Source organism: Streptomyces rishiriensis, assembly GCF_003112535.1.
Classification (GTDB): Bacteria; Actinomycetota; Actinomycetes; order Streptomycetales; family Streptomycetaceae; genus Streptomyces; species Streptomyces rishiriensis.
In genome coordinates this window covers 400935-419844 of record NZ_BEWA01000001.1, presented here as the reverse complement: position 1 = coordinate 419844, position 18910 = coordinate 400935, and the positions used below count along the sequence as shown (strand labels likewise).

Sequence of the window (18910 nt, the reverse complement as noted above, 5' to 3'; positions counted from 1 at the left end):
CGGCGGCCTTTCCGGTTCCACCGGCACCGCGCCCCGTGCTGCCCGCCGGGGCCCGCCGCACCGTCCTCATGCCTGCGCCCGTGCCGGCCCACCGCCGCGTTCCCCGGTGGGCCCGAGGGCTTGACGGGCCGATCGCGCCGTCCGGCGTGGCCCGCGTCGCATCGTCCCGCTTTCCGTAAGGACCTTCACCCATGACGGACCTGCACGACAAGCACGTATCGGCGGCCTCCCCGGCGGGGGCCGGCCGGCCCGCAGGAGCGCCGCGGGGCGCCGCCGCACCCGCGCACCCCACGCTCGGCGACCTCTTCGCCGCGTGGGTGGAGCGCACGCCGGACGCGCCGGCCCTCACCGACGGCCGCCGCACCTGGACCTACCGGGAACTGGCCGCCCGCGCCGACCGGCTGGCAGGCCGTCTCGCGGCAGACGGCGCGGCGCCGGACCGGGTGGTCGCGCTGGTCCTGCCCCGGTCCATGGAACTGATCGCGGCGGAACTGGCCGTCGCCCGGGCGGGCGCCGCCTTCCTCCCGGTGGATCCGTCCTACCCCGCCGAACGCCGGTCCCTCATGCTCGAAGACTGCGCCCCCGCGGTCACCCTGGACGACCTGCGGCTGGTCCGCACGGTGCTGGAGGGCACGGAAGCCGGGGACCGCGGTGGCACCGCGACCGCCCCCGGGGCCGACGACCGTACCGGCGGACCGGACACCGGGGGTCGTCCGGCTGCCGGCGCGGTGGTCGAGAGCGCCGCGGTGACCGGTACCGGCCGTGGCGAGGGCGGCGTGGTCGCCGGTTCCGCAGGTGCGGACCACGCGGCCTACGTCATCTACACCTCCGGTTCCACCGGCGCCCCCAAGGGTGTGACCGTCACCCACCGCGGCATCGGCGGGTTCACCGAGGCCGCCGCCGAGCGCTACGCCGTCGGCCCCGGCGACCGCGTGCTGCAGTTCTCCTCGCCCAGCTTCGACGCCTCGGTGCTGGAACTGTTCGTCTCCGTCCTGGCCGGCGCCACCCTCGTCGTGCCGCCGGACGGACCCTGGCTCGGCGACGAACTCGCCGCCGTCCTCGAAGAGCACCGCATCACGCACGCCCTCATCCCGCCGGCCGCCCTGGCCACCCTGCCCGACCCGGCCCAGGGCACCGGACGCCACCTGCGCACGCTCATCGTGGGAGCCGAGGCCTGCCCGGCCGGGCTCGTCGACCGCTGGGCGCCGGACCGCCGCATGATCAACTCCTACGGCCCGACGGAAACCACCATCGTCGCCACCTGGACCGGCCCGCTCACCGCCGGCCGGGGCACGCCCACCATCGGCGCGCCCCTGCCGCACACCGGGGTGCATGTCCTCGACGCGGCGATGCGGCCCGTACCGCCCGGTGCGGACGGCGAGTTGTACATCGGCGGGGACGCCGTGGCCCGAGGCTACCTGGGCCGTCCGGGCCTGACCGCCGCCCGCTTCGTCGCCGACCCCTTCGGGCCGCCCGGATCCCGGCTCTACCGCACCGGGGACCGGGCCCGCTGGACCACCGACGGAGAGCTGGAGTTCCTCGGCCGGCTCGACCGGCAGGTGAAGATCCGGGGCTTCCGCATCGAACCCGGCGAGATCGAGGCGGCCCTGCGCGGGGCGGAAGGCGTCGGCGAGGCGGTCGTCGTCGTACGGGAGGACGAGCCGGGCCGACAGCGCCTCGTCGGCTACGTCACCGCCGCCGGCGCCGGGCGCGAACCGGATCCGGACGCCCTGCGCCGGGCGGTGGCCGCCGTGCTGCCTGCCCACATGGTGCCCTCCGCCGTGGTCGTACTGGACCGGATGCCGCTCACCGCACAGCACAAGACCGACCTGCGGGCCCTGCCCGCCCCCGAGCGGGCCCCCGCGTCCGGCCACGTGCCCCCGCGCGGCCCCCAGGAGCAGGCCCTGGCCGAGATCTGGGCGGACCTGCTCGGCGTGGCGGCGGTCGGCGCGACGGACGACTTCTTCGAACTGGGCGGCGACTCGATCCTCGCCGCCCGCGCCCTGGCCCGGATCCGCGAGGAACTGGGCGTGCGGCTGACCGTGCGGGACGTGTTCACCGCGCGTACGGTCGCCGCGCTGGCCCCGCTGCTCGGCGAACCGTCGGCCGCCGCGCCCACCGAGCCGATACCGCGCGCCCCCCGCGAGGACGTCCTCCCGCTGTCCGGCGCGCAGCGGCGGCTGTGGTTCCTGGACGACCTCACCGCCGGCGGCACCGAGTACAACACCGGGGTGGCCCTGCGGCTGCGCGGCCCCCTCGACACCGGCGCCCTCGGCCGGATCCTGGTGCGCCTCGCGGCCCGCCACGACTCCCTGCGCACCACGTTCACCACCCTCGACGGGCAGGGCGCGCAGCGCGTCGCGGCCGAACCCGCGCTGCCGCTGCGCACGGCCGACCTCGGCGACCTGCCCGCCCAGGCGCGCCCCGACGCCGCCGAACGGCTCCTCACCGAGGAACTGTGCCGCCCCTACGACCTGTCGGCCGGCCCGCTCACCCGGGCCCTGCTCGTCCGGCTCGCCGACGACGAACACCTGCTGCTGCTCGCCCAGCACCACATCGTGACCGACGGCTGGTCGGTGGGCGTCCTCACCCGGGAACTCGCCGCCCTGTACCGCGCGGAGGTCACCGCGGAGCCGGACGGCCTGCCCGAACCCACGCTCCAATACCCCGACTTCGCCGTCTGGGAGCGGCAGCGCGACACCGGCCAGGACACCGACGACCTCGCCTACTGGAGCCGGCACCTGACGGGCATCCAGCACCTGGAGCTGCCCACCGACCGGCCCCGCCCGGCCGTGCGCACCACGGCCGGCGCGGCACACCGGCATCACCTGCCCGAGGATCTGGTGACCCTGCTGCGCACCGTGGCCGGGGGCCGCGGCACGACGCTGTTCACCCTGCTCGCCGCGGGCTCGGCCCTGCTGTTCTCGCGGTACTCCGGGCAGCGGGACATCGCCTTCGGCACCGTCACCAACGGACGGGGCCGCCGCGAGCTGGAGCAGGTCGCGGGCTTCTTCGCCAACACCGTGGTGCTGCGCGGCGACGTGGACGAGAAGGCCACCGTCGACCGGTTCGTGGAATCCATGCGGACGACCGTGCTGGACGCCTTCGCCCATGAGGGCGTGCCCTTCGACCGGGTGGTCGAGGAACTCGCACCGCCCCGCGATCCCAGCCGGACCCCGCTGGTGCAGGCACTCGTCGTGCAGCAGACGCCCTTCGCCGTACCGCCGCTCGCCGGCGGCCTGCGCTTCGAGGACCATCCGCTGCCGCGCCCGGCGGCCCGCTTCGACCTGGTGCTGGAGTTCCAGCCGGACGCGGACGGCGGCTGCACGCTGACGGTCGAGTACAACACGGACCTGTTCGAGCCGGAGACCGTGGCTCGCATGGCCCGGCATCTGCACCGCCTGCTGCAGGGCATGGCCGAGGGCCCGCACCGGCCGCTGTCCGAGCTGCCCATGCTGTCCCCGGCGGAACAGCGCACACTGGTGGACTCCTGGAACCCGCCGGCACGTCCGGCCCGGGAGAGCGGCGACGCCACACTGCCGGAGCTGTTCCAGGCGCAGGCGGCCCGCACGCCCGAGCGCACGGCCGTCACCTGCGGCCCGCTCCGGCTGGACTACGCCGAGGTCAACCGGCGCGCCAACCGGCTGGCCCGGCTGCTGGTGTCGCGCGGGGCGGCCCCGGAACGGCTGGTCGCGCTCTGCCTGCCGCGCTCCGCCGACCTGCTGCCCGTGTTGTGGGCGGTGCTGAAGTCCGGCGCCGGATACCTGCCCGTCGACCCCGGCTACCCGGCCGAACGCATCCGCTTCATGCTCGCCGACGCCCGCCCCGCCCTCGTCGTCGCGACCCGGCGGACCGCCCGCGCCCTGCCCCCGGACTGCACCCCGATCGTCCTGGACGACGAGCCCGCCCTCACCGGGGCCCCGCACCCCGGACCCGACGACGCGGACCTGAGCGACGCGGATCTGAGCGACGCGGATCTGAGCGACGCGGATCTGAGCGACGCCGACCGGATCCGGCCGCTGGTCGCGGACCACCCCGCCTACGTCATCTACACGTCGGGATCGACCGGCCGTCCCAAGGGTGTGGTGGTCACGCACCGCAGCGTGGCCGCGCTGGCCGCGTGGGCGCGGGAGCGGTTCGACGCCGACGGGCTGGCGCACGTGATCGCGTCCACCTCCCTCAACTTCGACGTGTCGGTCTTCGAGCTGCTGTGCCCGCTGCTCACCGGCGGCGCGGTGGAGATCGTCCCCGACCTTCCCGCGCTCGCCGACGCACCGAGGCCCCGGCGCGCCGGGCTCCTCAGCGGCGTACCGTCCGTCTTCTCCCGCCTCGTCGCGGGCGGTTCCTGCCCGGTGACGGCGGACACGGTGGTCCTGGCCGGCGAGGCCCTGCCCGCCCAGACGCTGCACGAGCTGCGCACCGCCCTGCCGTCCTGCGCGATCGCCAACGTCTACGGCCCCACCGAGGCCACCGTGTACGCCACCGCGTGGTACGCCGGTGACCGGCTCCCCGACCAGGCGCCCCCGATCGGCAGACCGGTCGCCCTCACCCGCGCCTATGTCCTGGACCACGCCCTGCGCCCGCAACCGCCGGGCGTGACCGGCGAGTTGTACCTCGGAGGCGGCGGCCTCGCCCGTGGCTACCTGGGCCGCCCCGGCCTCACAGCCGCCCGGTTCCTCGCCGACCCGTTCGGTGCGCCGGGTGAGCGCATGTACCGCACCGGAGACCTGGTGCGCTGGAGCACGTCCGGCGAGCTGGAGTACGTGGGCCGGGCCGACCAGCAGGTCAAGGTGCGCGGCTTCCGGATCGAACTGGGCGAGGTGGAGGAGGCGCTGCGCCGCTGCCCGGGCGTCCTGGAGGCGGCGGCCGTCGCCAACGAGAGCGACGGGCACCGCCGCCTGGTCGGCTATGTCGTGCCCGCCGAAGGGCAGACCGTCGAAGGGGAGGCCGTCCGCCGGGAGCTCGGCCGGACGCTGCCGGACTACATGGTGCCCGCCACCGTGCTGGTGCTGGACGCCCTGCCGCTGAACCCCAACGGCAAACTGGACCGCGGGCGGCTGCCCGCCCCGGGCCCGGCCGCGCGCGCCGTGCACCATGTCGCGCCGCGCACGCCCACCGAGCGCACGCTCGCCGCGATCTGGGCGGACGTACTGCACCTGGAACGGGTCGGCGTCGACGACAACTTCTTCGAACTCGGCGGCGACTCGATCCTCAGCATCCAGGTGGTGGCCCGGGCCCGGCAGGAGGACCTGACGGTGACCTCCCGGGACGTCTACCGGCACCAGACGGTGGCCGCCCTGGCCCGCGTCACGGACGCCGCCGGAGCCCGGCGCGGGCCCGCGCCCGCCCTCGAGAGCGCCACCGGCGCGACGCCGCTGACACCCATCCAGCACTGGCTGCTGGGCACCGCCGCAGAGCGGGCCGGCCACTTCTCCCAGGCCCTGTCCCTCCACCTCGTCGACGACGTGGACGCGCAGGCGCTGGAGGGCGCCCTCGGGGACCTGGTCGCCCACCACGACGCGCTGCGCTCCCGCTTCACCGAGGGCGGGGGCGACGCCCCGGGCGGCTGGCACATCGACGGGGAGGCGCCCCGCATCACGCTGGCCCGCCACACCGGCCCGGACACCGACACCCCCCACTTCGGGCCGTTCGACCTCGCCCGCGGGCCGCTTTTGCGCGCCGTCCTGCACGACCGCGGCCCCGGACGGCCCCCCGTCCTGCACCTGGCCGTGCACCACTTGGTCGTCGACGGCGTCTCCTGGCGCGTGCTCCTCGACGACCTCGACCGCGCCTACCGGGCCCGCCGGTCCGGAACCGACGGCGCGACGGCCCTGCCCGCCAAGTCGTCGCCGCTGCGGCAGTGGGCACGCCGGCTGAACGCGCACACCGCCGAGGGCGGCTTCGACGACGAGCGGGCGTACTGGACACGGGCGGTGCCCGGCACGGAGCCCGCTCTGCCCGCCGACCTCGACGGCGCGAACACCTACGCCTCCGCGCGCGCGGTGACGGTGCGCCTGAGCCTCGAGGACACCTCCGTCCTGCTGCGCACCCTGCCCGAGACCCACCGCACCCAGGTCAACGACGTGCTGCTGAGCGCCCTCGGCAGGGTGCTGTGCGACTGGAGCGGCAGGGAACGGGTCGTCGTGGACGTCGAGGGACACGGCCGGGAGGAACTCTTCCCCGAGCTGGACCTCAGCCGCACTGTCGGCTGGTTCACCACCCGGCACCCGGTCGCGCTGGCCGTCCCGGCGCAGGCCGGGTGGGACGCCGTACTGAAGCGGGTCAAGGAGCAGCTGCGCGCCGTACCCCGGCACGGCATCGGCCACGACGCGCTGCGCCATCTGGGCGGACCCGAGCGGGACCCGCGCACCCCGGCCGCACAGATCAGCTTCAACTATCTCGGCCGCATGACGCCGCCGGAGTCGGCGGACGGGCTGTACCGCGGGGTGCTCCGCCCGCTGGAGCTGGACGCCGACCCGAACGCCGTACGCCCGCACCCCCTGGAGGTGGTCGGCCGGCTCGACGAGGACCGGCTGGAGTTCACCTGGTTCTTCTCGGACGCGCTGCACCACGAGTCCACCGTCGCGGACCTGGCGGACCGGTTCGCCGACGCGCTGTCCGGGCTCGCCCGGTACGCCGCACGTCCGGGCGCCGCCGTCCGCACGCCGTCCGACTTCCCGCTGGCGCGGCTCGACCAGCCGGCCGTCGACCACGTCGTGGGGGAGGACCCCGCCGCGGTGGAGGACGTCCTGCCGCTGACGCCGACCCAGGCGGGCATGCTCTTCCACGGCCTCTCCGAGGACGGCAGCGGCGCCTACCTGCAGCAGCTCACGTTCGTGCTGGACGGCGTACCCGACCCGGGCGCCCTCGCCGCCGCCTGGCAGCGGGTCACCGACCGCACCGAGGTGCTGCGCGGCCGGGCCGTCTGGCAGGACGTGCCCGAGCCGCTGCTGGTGGTCCAGCGGCGGGCGACCGTGCCGGTCACCCACCTGGACTGGCGGGACCTCGGCGAGGACGAGCGCCGGCGGCGGCTGCGGGACCTGCTCGCACGCGACCGCGCCGACGGCATCGACCTGGCCCGAGCCCCCCTCCAGCGCCTGCTGCTGGCCCGCGTCTCCGACACCGCCGTACGCGTGGTGTGGTCCTTCCACCATCTGCTCCTGGACGGGTGGAGCCTGTTCCAGGTGCTGTCGGACGTGTTCGCCTGCCATGCCGGCGCCGCCGACGACGCCCTGCCCGACCGCCGGCCCTACCGGGACTACGTGGCCTGGCTGCGCGCACGCGACCGGGACGAGGCCGAGGAGCACTGGCGGCGCCGCCTGTCCGGGCTGACCGAGACCACCCCGCTGCCGTACGACCGCGAGCCCCGCGAGACCCACCGCGCCGAGTCCACGGACGCGGTGCGCGCCACGGTGCCCGCCGCCACGACCCGGGCCCTGGAGGAGTTCGCCCGCGCCTCGGGCCTCACCCTGAACACCCTCGTGCAGGGCGCCTGGGCGCTGCTGCTGGGGCGCCAGGCGGGCCGGGACGACGTGGTGTTCGGCACGACCGTGTCCGGGCGGCCGCCCGAGCTGCCCGGCGCCGAGGCGATGACCGGCCTGTTCATCACCACCCTGCCCACCCGCGCCGCGCTCCCGGACGGCGCCGCCCTGCTCGACTGGCTGCGCCGGTTCCAGCAGGACCAGAGCGAGGACCGGCGCTTCGACCACGTGCCCCTCACCCGGATCCGCACCTTCACCGGACTCCCCGAGCGCGCACCCCTGTTCGACAGTCTCGTCGTCTTCGAGAACTACCCGGTCGACGGCGACCTCGCCGCCGCCCACGACCTGCGCCTGAGCGATCTGGACGGCGTCGAGACCACCAACTACCCGCTGAGCCTCGTCGCCTACCCGGGCGCCGAGCTCACCCTCCGGCTCGGCTACGACCCCGAGCTGTTCGACGCCGCGACCGCGCGGCGCATGAGCGAGTACCTCACCGTCCTTCTGGCCGGCATGCCCGCCGGCGCCCATCTCCCGCCGCACCGGATCTCCTTGCTCACCCCCGCCCGCCGTGAGCAGGTGCTGCACGACTGGAACGACACGGCCGTCCCGCTGCCCGAGACCTCCGTCGACGGGCTCTTCACCGCACAGGTGCGCCGCACGCCCGAGGCTGTCGCCCTGGAGACGGGCGACGAGCGCCTCAGCTACCGCGACCTCGACGAGCGGGCAACGGAGTGGGCGGGGCGGCTGGCCGGGCTCGGCGTACACGCGGAGCGTCCGGTGGGTGTGCTGATGGACCGCTCGGCGGACCTGGCCGTCGTCCAGCTGGCGCTGGTGCGCACCGGGGGCGTGTACGTGCCGCTGGACGGCAGGGCGCCGCAGGAGCGGCTGCGCCGGATGCTGGCCGAGGCCGGAGCCGACCTGCTGCTCACGGACGCCGTGTGGGAGGAGACCGCCCGGGGCGTGCTCCCCGGCGGCGGTGTGGTGCGCGCCGACACCCGTGACGACCTGCCGACGACGGCGTTCACACCGTGCGCGGTCCACCCCGACCAGGTGCAGTACGTGATGTTCACTTCCGGCTCCACCGGCACCCCCAAGGGCGTGGCGGTGCGCCAGCGGGACGTCGTCGCGCTCGCCCTGGACGGCGCGTTCACCGGCCACGACCGGGTCCTCGTGCACTCCCCGCACGCCTTCGACGCGTCCACCTATGAGCTGTGGGTGCCGCTGCTGCGCGGCGGCACGGCCGTCCTGGCCCCGCCCGTCGACCTGGACGCCGCCCTGGTCCGGCGCGCCGTCACCGAGCAGGGCGTGACCTGCCTGTGGCTGACCGCGGGACTGTTCCGCCTCCTCGCCCAGGAGGACCCCGGGTGCCTGCGCGGCGCCCGGGAGGTGTGGACCGGCGGCGAGGCCGTGCCGGGCGCGGTCGTCCGCCGGGTCCTGGACGCCTGCCCCGGGCTCACCGTGGTCGACGGGTACGGCCCGACGGAGACCACCACCTTCGCCACCCGGCGTGTCTTCGGCGCGGGCGACCCGCTGCCCGCCGTGCTGCCCATCGGACGCCCCCTGGACAACACCCGCGCCTACGTCCTCGACGGCGCTCTGCAGCCCCAACCGCCCGGCGTTCCCGGCGAGTTGTACATCGCCGGCGCCGGACTCGCCCGGGGGTACGCCGGCCGCCCCGGCGCCACCGCGGCCCGCTACCTCCCCGACCCCTTCGGCCCGCCCGGCGAGCGGATGTACCGCACCGGCGACCTGGTGCGCTGGAGCGCCGACGGCGAGCTGCACTTCGTGGGCCGCGCCGACGACCAGATCAAGATCCGCGGGTTCCGCGTCGAACCCGCCGAGATCGAGGCTCGGCTCACCGCGCACCCGGACGTCGCCGAAGCGGTCGTCTCCCTGTACGAGGACGGCGGACGCAAGCGCCTCGCCGCCCACCTCGTGCCGGCCCCGGGCGCCACCGTGCCGCCCGCCACCGCCCTGCGCGCCCATCTCGCCGCCGCCTTGCCCGACTACATGCTGCCCGCCGCGTTCGTCGCGGTGCCCGAGCTGCCGCTGACCGCCAACGGCAAGGTCGACCGGCGCCGGCTGCCCGCGCCCGACTGGGCGGTGGGCGGCGACAGCTCCCACCGCGCGCCGCGCACCGAGACCGAGCGCGTCCTCGCCGGCATCTGGACGGACCTGCTCGGCGTGGAGCGGGTCGGAGTGGACGACAACTTCTTCATGCTGGGCGGCGACTCGATCCTCAGCATCCAGGTCGTCTCCCGCGCCCGGACCGCGGGTCTCGCCCTCACCCCCCGCGACCTGTTCCGCCACCCCACGGTCGCCGCGCTCGCGGCCGCCACCGGCACCACCGCCACCGTCGCCGGTACCGAACCGGTCTCCGGCGAGGTGGGCCTCACCCCGATCCAGCACTGGTTCCTCGACCCGCGCCCGCCGCACCCCGGGTTCTTCAACCAGTCCGTCCTGATCGAGACGCCCGGCCCCGTCGACCCGGACGCCCTGCGCCGCGCCCTCACCGCCCTGTGGTCCCACCACGACGCCCTGCGCGCCCGGTTCGCCCTCGCCGGCGACGGCACCTGGCGCCAGTACGTCACCGACGCGGACGCCCCGGCGCCGGAGCTGCTCCGGGTGTGCGAGCCCACCACCGAGGACGGCGCGACCGAGGACGCCCACAGCGGATTCCGGCCGGACGCCGGCCCGCTGGTCACGGCCCGGCTGTTCACCGACGGCGGCCCCGGCCCCGCCCGCCTGCTGCTGGTCGTGCACCACCTCGTGGTCGACGGCGTCTCCTGGCGGATCCTGCTGGAGGACCTCCAGACCGCGTACACGCAGGCCGCCGCGGGTCGACCCGTACGGCTGCCCGCCCGCACCACCTCCGTACGGGAATGGGCCCGCCGGCTGCGCGAGCGCGTCGACGGCGGAGGCTTCGCGGAGCAGCGCGACCACTGGGCCGCGGCCGCCCGGCACTGCGCCGAGCCGCTCCCCGTCGACGGCGAGGGCGGCGACACCGCGGCCGACACCCGCGAGGTGACCGTACGGCTCGACCGGGAGAGCACCGCGGACCTGCTGCGCAAGGTCCCCGCCGCCTACCGCACCCGCGTCGACGACGTCCTGCTCACCGCGCTCGGCCGGGTGCTCGCCGAGTGGACCGGACGCGACACCGTCGCCGTCGGCCTGGAGGGCCACGGCCGCGAGGACCAGCTCTTCGAGGACGTCGACCTGTCCCGCACGATCGGCTGGTTCACCTCGCTGTACCCCGTCGCCCTGCACGTCCCGGCGGGGGACTGGGGGAGTGCGCTGAAGGCGGTCAAGGAGCGCCTGCGGGCCGTCCCCGACCGCGGCCTCGGCTACGGCGCCCTGCGCCACCTCGGCGGCGACGAGGCCCTCACCGGCACACCGATGCCCGGCATCAGCTTCAACTACCTGGGCCGCTTCGACTGGTCCGCCGGCGGCGGCGCCCTGGTCGGCGCGGTGCCCGGCGGTCTGGGCGGGGCCGAGGCGCCCGGCACCCTGCGCCCGCACCTGCTGGACGTGGTGGCCCGCGTCGAGGACGAACGGCTGGAGATCACCTGGTACCACGGCGGACGGCACCGTGAGGAGACCGTCACCGTGCTCGCCGAGGGCATGCTGCAAGCCCTCCGCGAGATCGTCGCCCACTGCACCCGGCCCGGGGCGGGCGGCCGTACCCCCTCCGACTTCCCGCTGGCCCGTCTTGACCAGCAGGCGGTGGACCGCATCGCCGGGGACGGCCGGGGCGTCGAGGACGTGTACCCGCTGACCCCCATGCAGGCGGGCATGCTCTTCCACAACCTCCTCGACGCCGACGACCGCACCTACGTCAACCAGGTACAGCTGGTGCTGGCCGGCGTCACCGACCCGCACGCCCTCGCCGAGGCCTGGCAGCACACCGTCGACGCCAACCCGGTGCTGCGCACCAGGCTGGAGTGGCAGGACACCGCCGAGCCGCTCCAGGTCGTACAGGAGCGGGCCACCGTGCCCGTCACCCACCACGACTGGACCGGGCGGCCCGCCGAGGACTGCGCACACGACCTGGACGAGCTGCTCGCCGCGGACCGGACCCAGGGCATCGACCTCGGCGCGGCGCCGCTGATGCGGCTGGCCCTCATCCGGCTCTCCGCGGACCGGGTACGGCTGGTGTGGACCTTCCACCACGTGCTGCTCGACGGATGGAGCGCCGCCCAGGTCTTCGACGAGGTGGGCGAGCGCTACGCCGCCCGCACCGGCGACCGCCGCCCGCAGGCGCCCGAACGGCCGCCCTTCGCCGACTATCTGCGCTGGCTGGCCGCACAGGACACCGGCCGCGCCGAACGGTACTGGCGGGAACTGCTCGCCGGGTTCACCGCACCCACCGAACTGCCCAGGGACCGGCGGCCCGCCGAGGCCCACCGGAGCAGCTCCTCCGCTTCGGCGCGGATCACCCTGGACGCCACGGTGTCCGCGCGGCTGCGGGAGACGGCCCAGCAGGCGGGCCTTACCCTCAACACCGTCCTGCAGGGCGCCTGGGCGCTGCTGCTGTCCCGCTACGGCGGCGGCGAGGACGTGGTGTTCGGCACGACCGTCTCCGGGCGGCCCGCCGAACTGCCGGGCGTCACCTCCATGGTGGGCCTGTTCATCAACACGCTGCCCACCCGGGCCCACGTCGACGGACGGCGCCCGCTGCGGGACTGGCTGCGTGCGCTGCAGGCCGACCAGTCCGAGGCCCGGCGTCACGACTTCGTCTCCCTGGCCCAGGTGCAGTCGTGGAGCGAAGTGCCGGGCGGCACCGGCCTGTTCGATTCCATCGTCGTCTTCGAGAACTACCCCTTCGACGAGGGGGCGCTGGCCCGGCACGGGCTGGCCATGGAAGCGGAACGGGACGTGGAGCCCACCAGCTATCCGCTCAGCGTCATCGTCGCGCCCGGCGACACCCTGGCCGTCAGCCTCGACTACGACCCCGCCGTGTTCGACGCCGCGACCGTGACCGGGCTCGGCGAGAGCCTGCGCACGCTGCTGACTCAGATGGCCGCGGACCCGGACCGGCGCCTCGCCGACCTGGCGCTGCTGGAGCCCGGCCCCGGCCGGGAACTCGTCGGCCGGTTCGGCGGCGCCCCGGCCCCGCTGCCCCGCGGCACCCTGCCGGAGGCGTTCGCGCGGCAGGCCGCCCGCACCCCCGACGCTGTCGCCGTCGTGCACGACGGCCGGCACCTCACCTACCGCGAACTGGACGAGCGCTCCAACCGGCTGGCGCGGCTGCTCATCGCCGCCGGCGCGGGCCCCGAACGGTTCGTCGCCCTCTGCCTGCCCCGCACCGCCGACCTGGTCGTGGCCCTCCTGGCGGTCCTCAAGAGCGGCGCCGGCTATCTGCCGGTCGACCCCCGCTACCCGGCCGAGCGGATCGCGTTCCTGCTGGACGACGTACGGCCCGACGCGGTGGTCACCGACGCGGAGAGCGCCGCACGGCTGCCCGAGGGCCCGTTCACCCGGATCCCGCTGGACGACCCCCGGCTCCCGGCCGCCTCCTGCGACCACGTCGCCGACGCCGAACGGCACGGCGCCCTGCTGCCGGACCACCCGGCCTACGTCATCCACACCTCCGGCTCCACCGGCCGCCCCAAGGGCGTCGTGGTGAACCACGCCTCCGTGCTGGCCCTGACCGACTGGGCCGCGGCCGAGTTCACCGGCCGGGGACTGGAACACGTCGTCGCCTCCACCTCGCTCAACTTCGACGTCTCCGTCTTCGAGATCTTCTCGCCGCTGCTCTCCGGCGGCCGGGTGGAGGTCGTGCGCGACCTGCTGGCCCTGGCCGAGCGCACCGAGCCCTGGCGCGCCGGACTGCTCAGCGCGGTCCCGTCGGCGCTGGGCCGGCTGCTGGCGGAGGACGCGGTGCACGTCGGCGCGGACACGGTGGTGCTGGCCGGCGAGGACCTGCCCGCCCGCACGGTCCGCCAGGTCCGCACGGCGATCCCCGGCTGCGACGTGCGCAACATCTACGGCCCCACCGAGGCCACCGTCTACGCCACCGCCTTCACCTGCGACCCGGCCGACCCGGACCGCGATCCGCCGATCGGCCGGCCGCTGGGCGGCGCCCGCGCCTACGTCCTGGACGACCGGATGCGCCCGGTTCCCGCCGGAGCGCCCGGTGAGCTCTTCCTCGCCGGCACCGGCGTGGCCCGCGGCTATCTGCGCCGGCCCGGACTGACCGCCTCCCGCTTCCTGCCCGACCCGTTCGGGCCGCCCGGCAGCCGCATGTACCGCACCGGCGACCTGGTGCGCTGGAGCGCCGACGGCGACCTCGTCTACCTCGGCCGCGGCGACGACCAGGTGAAGGTCCGCGGCTTCCGCATCGAACTCGGCGAAGTGGAAGCCGCGTTGGCCCGCCACCCGGCCGTGGCCGCAGCGGCGGCCCGGGTCGTGGAGCAGGACGGCCACCGCCGGCTCGTCGGCTACGCGGTGCCACGCGACGCGGGACTCCCGGCCTCGGCCGAACTGCGCGACTTCCTCGCCCGTGCCCTCCCCGACCACCTGGTGCCCGCCCTCGTCGTGTCCCTGGACCGGCTCCCGCTCGGCGCCACCGGCAAACTGGACCGGCGCGCCCTGCCGGCACCGAGCCGGGACGTCGCGGCCACGGGCGGCAGCAGGGCGCCGCGCACCGAGGCGGAGCGCACGCTCGCGGCGATCTGGACCGAGGTGCTCGGCCTGCCCGAGGTGGGGGCCGACGACAACTACTTCGCGCTCGGCGGCGACTCGGTCCTCGGCATCCAGGTCGTCTCCGCCGCCCGCCGGGCCGGCCTCCCCCTCAATCCCCGGCACCTGTTCACCCACCAGACCCTCGCCGCGCTCGCCCGGGTCGCCGAGGAAGAGGGCGCCTCCGTGGCCGCGGCAGCCGAACAGGGCCCGGTCGTGGGCGACGTCCCACTCACCCCCGTACAGCACTGGCTGCTCGACACCGTCACCGGCGACCCGGCCCACTTCGCCCAGGCGGTCTCCTACGAACTGGCCGACGACGCCGACGAGGCGCTGCTGCGGGGCGCCCTGGCCGCCCTGCTGGAGCACCACGACGCGCTCCGGCTGCGCTACGAGCCGGACGGCGCCGGCACCTGGCGGCAGTACGGCACCGCGCCCGGCGAGGACCCGCACCTGGAGGTGCACGACACCGCCGCCTCCCCGGAGATCGCCGGCGCCCTCGCGGCCGGGTTCGACCTGGCCGCCGGTCCGCTGCTGCGGGCCGCGCTGTGCCGGCCGCGGGACGGCGGACGGCCGGTGCTGCTGCTGACCGCGCACCACCTGGTCGTGGACGCGGTGTCCTGGCGGCTCCTGCTGGAGGACCTCGACACCGCCTACCGCGCCCTGCGCGACGGCCACCGGCCCGGCCTCGGCGCCAAGAGCACCTCGTTCCGCGCCTGGGCCCAGCGGCTCGCCGCCCACACCGCCGCCGGCGGCTTCGACGGCGAACTCGCCCACTGGCGCGGCCTCGACACCACGGCACCCCTGCCCGCCGATCACCCGGACGGCAGCAACCGCGCCGCCGACGAGCAGACCGTGACCGTCGCGCTGGACGGCGAGGACACCCGCCGGCTGCTCCAGGACGTCCCGGAGGCCTACCGCACCCGGATCAACGACGTCCTGCTGTGCGCGCTCGGCCGGGTCCTGGCCCGCTGGACGGGCCGCGACCGGGTGGCCGTCACCCTGGAGGGCCACGGCCGCGAGGAGCTGTTCGGGGACGTCGACCTCGCGCGGACGGCCGGCTGGTTCACCACCATGTACCCGGTCGTCCTCGACGCGGCGCCCACCGCGGACCCGGGCACCGTGCTGAAGACGGTCAAGGAGACGTTGCGGGCCGTACCCCACGGCGGACTCGGCTACGGCGCCCTGCGCCACCTGCACCCGACGGCCGGCCGCGACCTGCCGGACCTGCCCGCGGTCTGCTTCAACTACCTCGGGCAGGAGGACCGGGGGACCCCTGCCGGGGACGGGCTGCTGCACGCCCCGCACGACGGCCTCACCGGAGGCATGGACCGCTCGGCGGACCGGCCGTACCTGATCGACGTGCTGGCCCGGGTGGCCGGCGGCGAACTGCGGGTCACCTGGTCGTACTCCGTCGCGGTGCACCGGCCAGAGACCGTCGCCCGCCTGGCGGACGGCCTGGCCGGCGAACTGCGCGCGCTGATCCGGCACTGCGCCGAGCCCGGCGCCGGCGGCCGTACCCCCTCCGACTTCCCGCTGGCGCCGCTGGACCAGGCGGCCGTCGACCGGCTCGTCGGCACCGGCGCGGACGTCACGGACGTGTACCCGCTCACACCCACCCAGACCGGCATGGTCGTCCACGGCATCGACGAGGCCGCACACGGCCTGTACGTCGAGCAGATCACCTGCGTCGTCGACGGGGCCCGCGACCCGGGGCCGCTGGCCGAGGCCTGGCAGCACGTCGTGGACCGCACGCCCGTGCTGCGCACATCCGTCGCCCTCGGCGACGTACCCGTGCCGCTCCAGGTCGTGCACCGGCACGTCACCCTCCCCGTGACCACGCACGACTGGACCGCCCTGCCCGCCGAGCGCCGCGCGGCGGAACTGGAGCGGCTGCTCGCCGACGAGCGGGCCCGGGGCATCGCGCTGGACCGGGCCCCGCTGCTGCGGCTCGCCCTCGTCCGGCTCTCCCCGGACGCGGTACGCATGGTGTGGACGTTCCACCATGTGCTGCTGGACGGCTGGAGCGTCTTCCACGTCCTGTCCGACGTCATGGCCGCGCACGCCGCCCTCAGCCGGGGCGAGCAACCCAGGCTCGTCGAGCGCAGGCCGTTCGCGGACTACGCCGCCTGGCTCGCCGCCCGTGACACGGGTTCCGCCGAGGAGCACTGGCGGTCGGTGCTGGCGGACCTGTCCGCGCCGACCCCGCTGCCCTACGACCGCAGGCCCGGACCGAACGCCACGGCTCGCTCCGGCTCCTGGCTGACGCAGGGCCTCGGCACCGAGCACACACGCCGGCTCCAGGACTTCGCCCGCCGGCACCACCTGACCCTCAACACCGTGGTGCAGGGCGTGTGGGCGCTGCTGCTGGCGCGCTGGAGCGGGGAACGCTCGGTGTGCTTCGGCACCACGGTCTCCGGGCGCCCCACCGAGCTGCCCGGCGCCGACGCCATCACCGGGCTGTTCATCACCACGCTGCCCGCCCGGGTCACCGTCGACGGGGCGGCCCCCTGCGCCGCCTGGCTGCGGACGCTGCAGGAGGCCCGCGCCGAGGACCGCCGTCACGACCACGTGCCGCTGCACGCCCTGCACCGCATGACCCGACTGCCGTCCGGGACACCACTGTTCGACAGCCTGGTGGTGTTCGAGAACTACCCCGTCGGCGACGCCACGGCGGGCGCGCACGGGCTCACGCTCCGCGACCTGGACGCCCGGGAGGCCACCAACTACCCGGTCACCCTGGTCGTCTCACCCGGTGACGACCTCACCGTGGAACTGGGCCACGACCCGCGGTACTTCGACGAGGGCACCGCCGCGTCGCTCGCCGGTCAACTGCTGCACACGCTGCGCACTCTGGCCGCCTGCGACGGCACCGCCCGCCTGGACGACCTCGACGTCCTGCCGCCCGAACAGCACGCCCGGCTGCTGCGCGGGCCCGTCCGCCCCGAGACCGGACCGGTGCCGCAGACCTCCCTGCCCGCGCTGGTGGAGGCCGCCGCCGACCGGTGGCCGACCGCGCCGGCACTGGAGGAGTCCGGGCGGCTGCTGACCTTCGCCGAGGCGGAGGCCGCCGCCAACCGGCTCGCGCACCGGCTCATCGCCCGCGGCGCGGGACCGGGCAGCCTGGTGGCGCTGCTGCTGCCGCGCTCGGCGGACATGGTGCTGGCCCAGCTGGCGGTGACCAAGGCGGGCGCCGCGTTCCTGCCCGTGGACCCCGCCTACCCGGAGCAGCGCATCGCGCTGATGCTGCGCGACGCCGCCCCCGCCCTCACCCTCGACGCCAAGGAGGTCGCCGGGCTGCTCGCCGCGCCGCCGGACGAGGGGCCCCGCCACCGGCCCACCGACACCGACCGCACCCGCCCGCTCGACCTGGACGACCCGGCGTACGTCATCTACACCTCGGGCTCCACCGGCACCCCCAAGGGCGTCGTCGTCACCCACCGCGGAATCGCCGCGTTCTCGGCGGCCGAGGCCGCCCACTACCAGGTGGCGCCCGGCGACCGGGTGCTGGCCTTCGCGACGCCCAGCTTCGACGCCTCCGTGCTCGAGCTGTGCATGTCCCTGCCGCACGGCGCCCGCCTGGTCGTCCCCCCGCCCGGCCCGCTGCTCGGCGCGGGCCTCGCCGAGGTGCTGCACCGCGGACGCATCACCCACACCCTGCTGCCGCCCGCCGCGCTCGCCACCGTGCCGCCGGACGTGCCCGGCACGCTGCCCGACCTGAAGACGCTGATCGTCGGGGCCGACGCCTGCGGCGCGGACCTGGTGGCCCGCTGGGCGCCGCACCACCGGATGGTCAACTCCTACGGGCCCACCGAGGCCACCGTCGTCGCCACCTGGTCCGCGCCCCTGGACCCGGACGGCACCGCGCCGCCCATCGGCCGGCCGCTGCCCGCCACCGGCGCCTACGTCCTCGACGCCCGGCTGCGGCCGGTCCCGCCCGGAGTCGTCGGCGAACTCTGGCTCAGCGGACCCGCGCTGGCGCGCGGCTATCTGCACCGCCCCGGCCTGACGGCGGCCCGCTTCACGGCCGACCCGTACGGGCCGCCCGGCACCCGGATGTACCGCACCGGCGACCTGGTGCGCCGCGACAGCGCGGGCGAACTGCACTACCTCGGCCGCGCCGACCACCAGCTGAAGCTGCGCGGCCACCGCATCGAGGCCGGCGAGGTCGAGGCCACGCTGGTGAGCCACCCGGCCGTGCTGGACGCCGTGGTGAGCGTGCGGGAGGACGAACCGGGGCTGCCGCGGCTGGTCGCCCACCTGCTCACCGCCCCCGGCGCCCGGCCGCCCGCCGACGCCGAACTGCGGGAGCTGGCCGGCCGCTCGCTGCCCGGACACATGGTCCCCTCGGCGTTCGTGGCCCTGGACCGCTTCCCGCTCACCGAGAACGGCAAGACCGACCGGGCCGCCCTGCCCGCCCCGGCGCCCGCCGAGGCGCCCGCACGCGCCGAGCGGGTGGCGCCCCGCACCCCCACCGAGGAGGCGCTGGCGGCCCTCTGGGAGGAGGTCCTGCAGACGGCCGTCGGCGCCGAGGACGACTACTTCCTGCTGGGCGGCGACTCGATGCGCGCCCTGCTCATCGCCTCCCGCGCCGGCGACGTGTTCGGCGTGCCGCTCACCCCGCGCGACGTCCTGGTCTCCCGCACCGTCGCCGCCCTGGCGGAACTGGTGGAGGAGCAGGTGCTGAGCGAACTCGAAGACGCCGCGTACGGCGGCCCCGACCACGACGAACGGTGAGGATCCGACGA

General features: G+C 75.9%; 1 protein-coding gene. It reads left to right on the top strand.

Features of this window, described 5'->3' with window-relative positions; genetic code table 11:
* Positions 1-191 precede the first annotated feature (191 nt).
* Entirely contained in the window at positions 192-18899 is an 18708-nt protein-coding gene (locus Sri02f_RS01710) for a non-ribosomal peptide synthetase (RefSeq protein ID WP_108999239.1), read from the top strand.
* The last annotated feature ends 11 nt before the right edge of the window (positions 18900-18910 follow it).

What these genes read in the sequence shown, in the direction of transcription:
- Sri02f_RS01710 (WP_108999239.1), top strand. Translation starts at nt 192, where the DNA reads ATGACGGACCTGCACGACAAGCACGTATCGGCGGCCTCCCCGGCGGGG.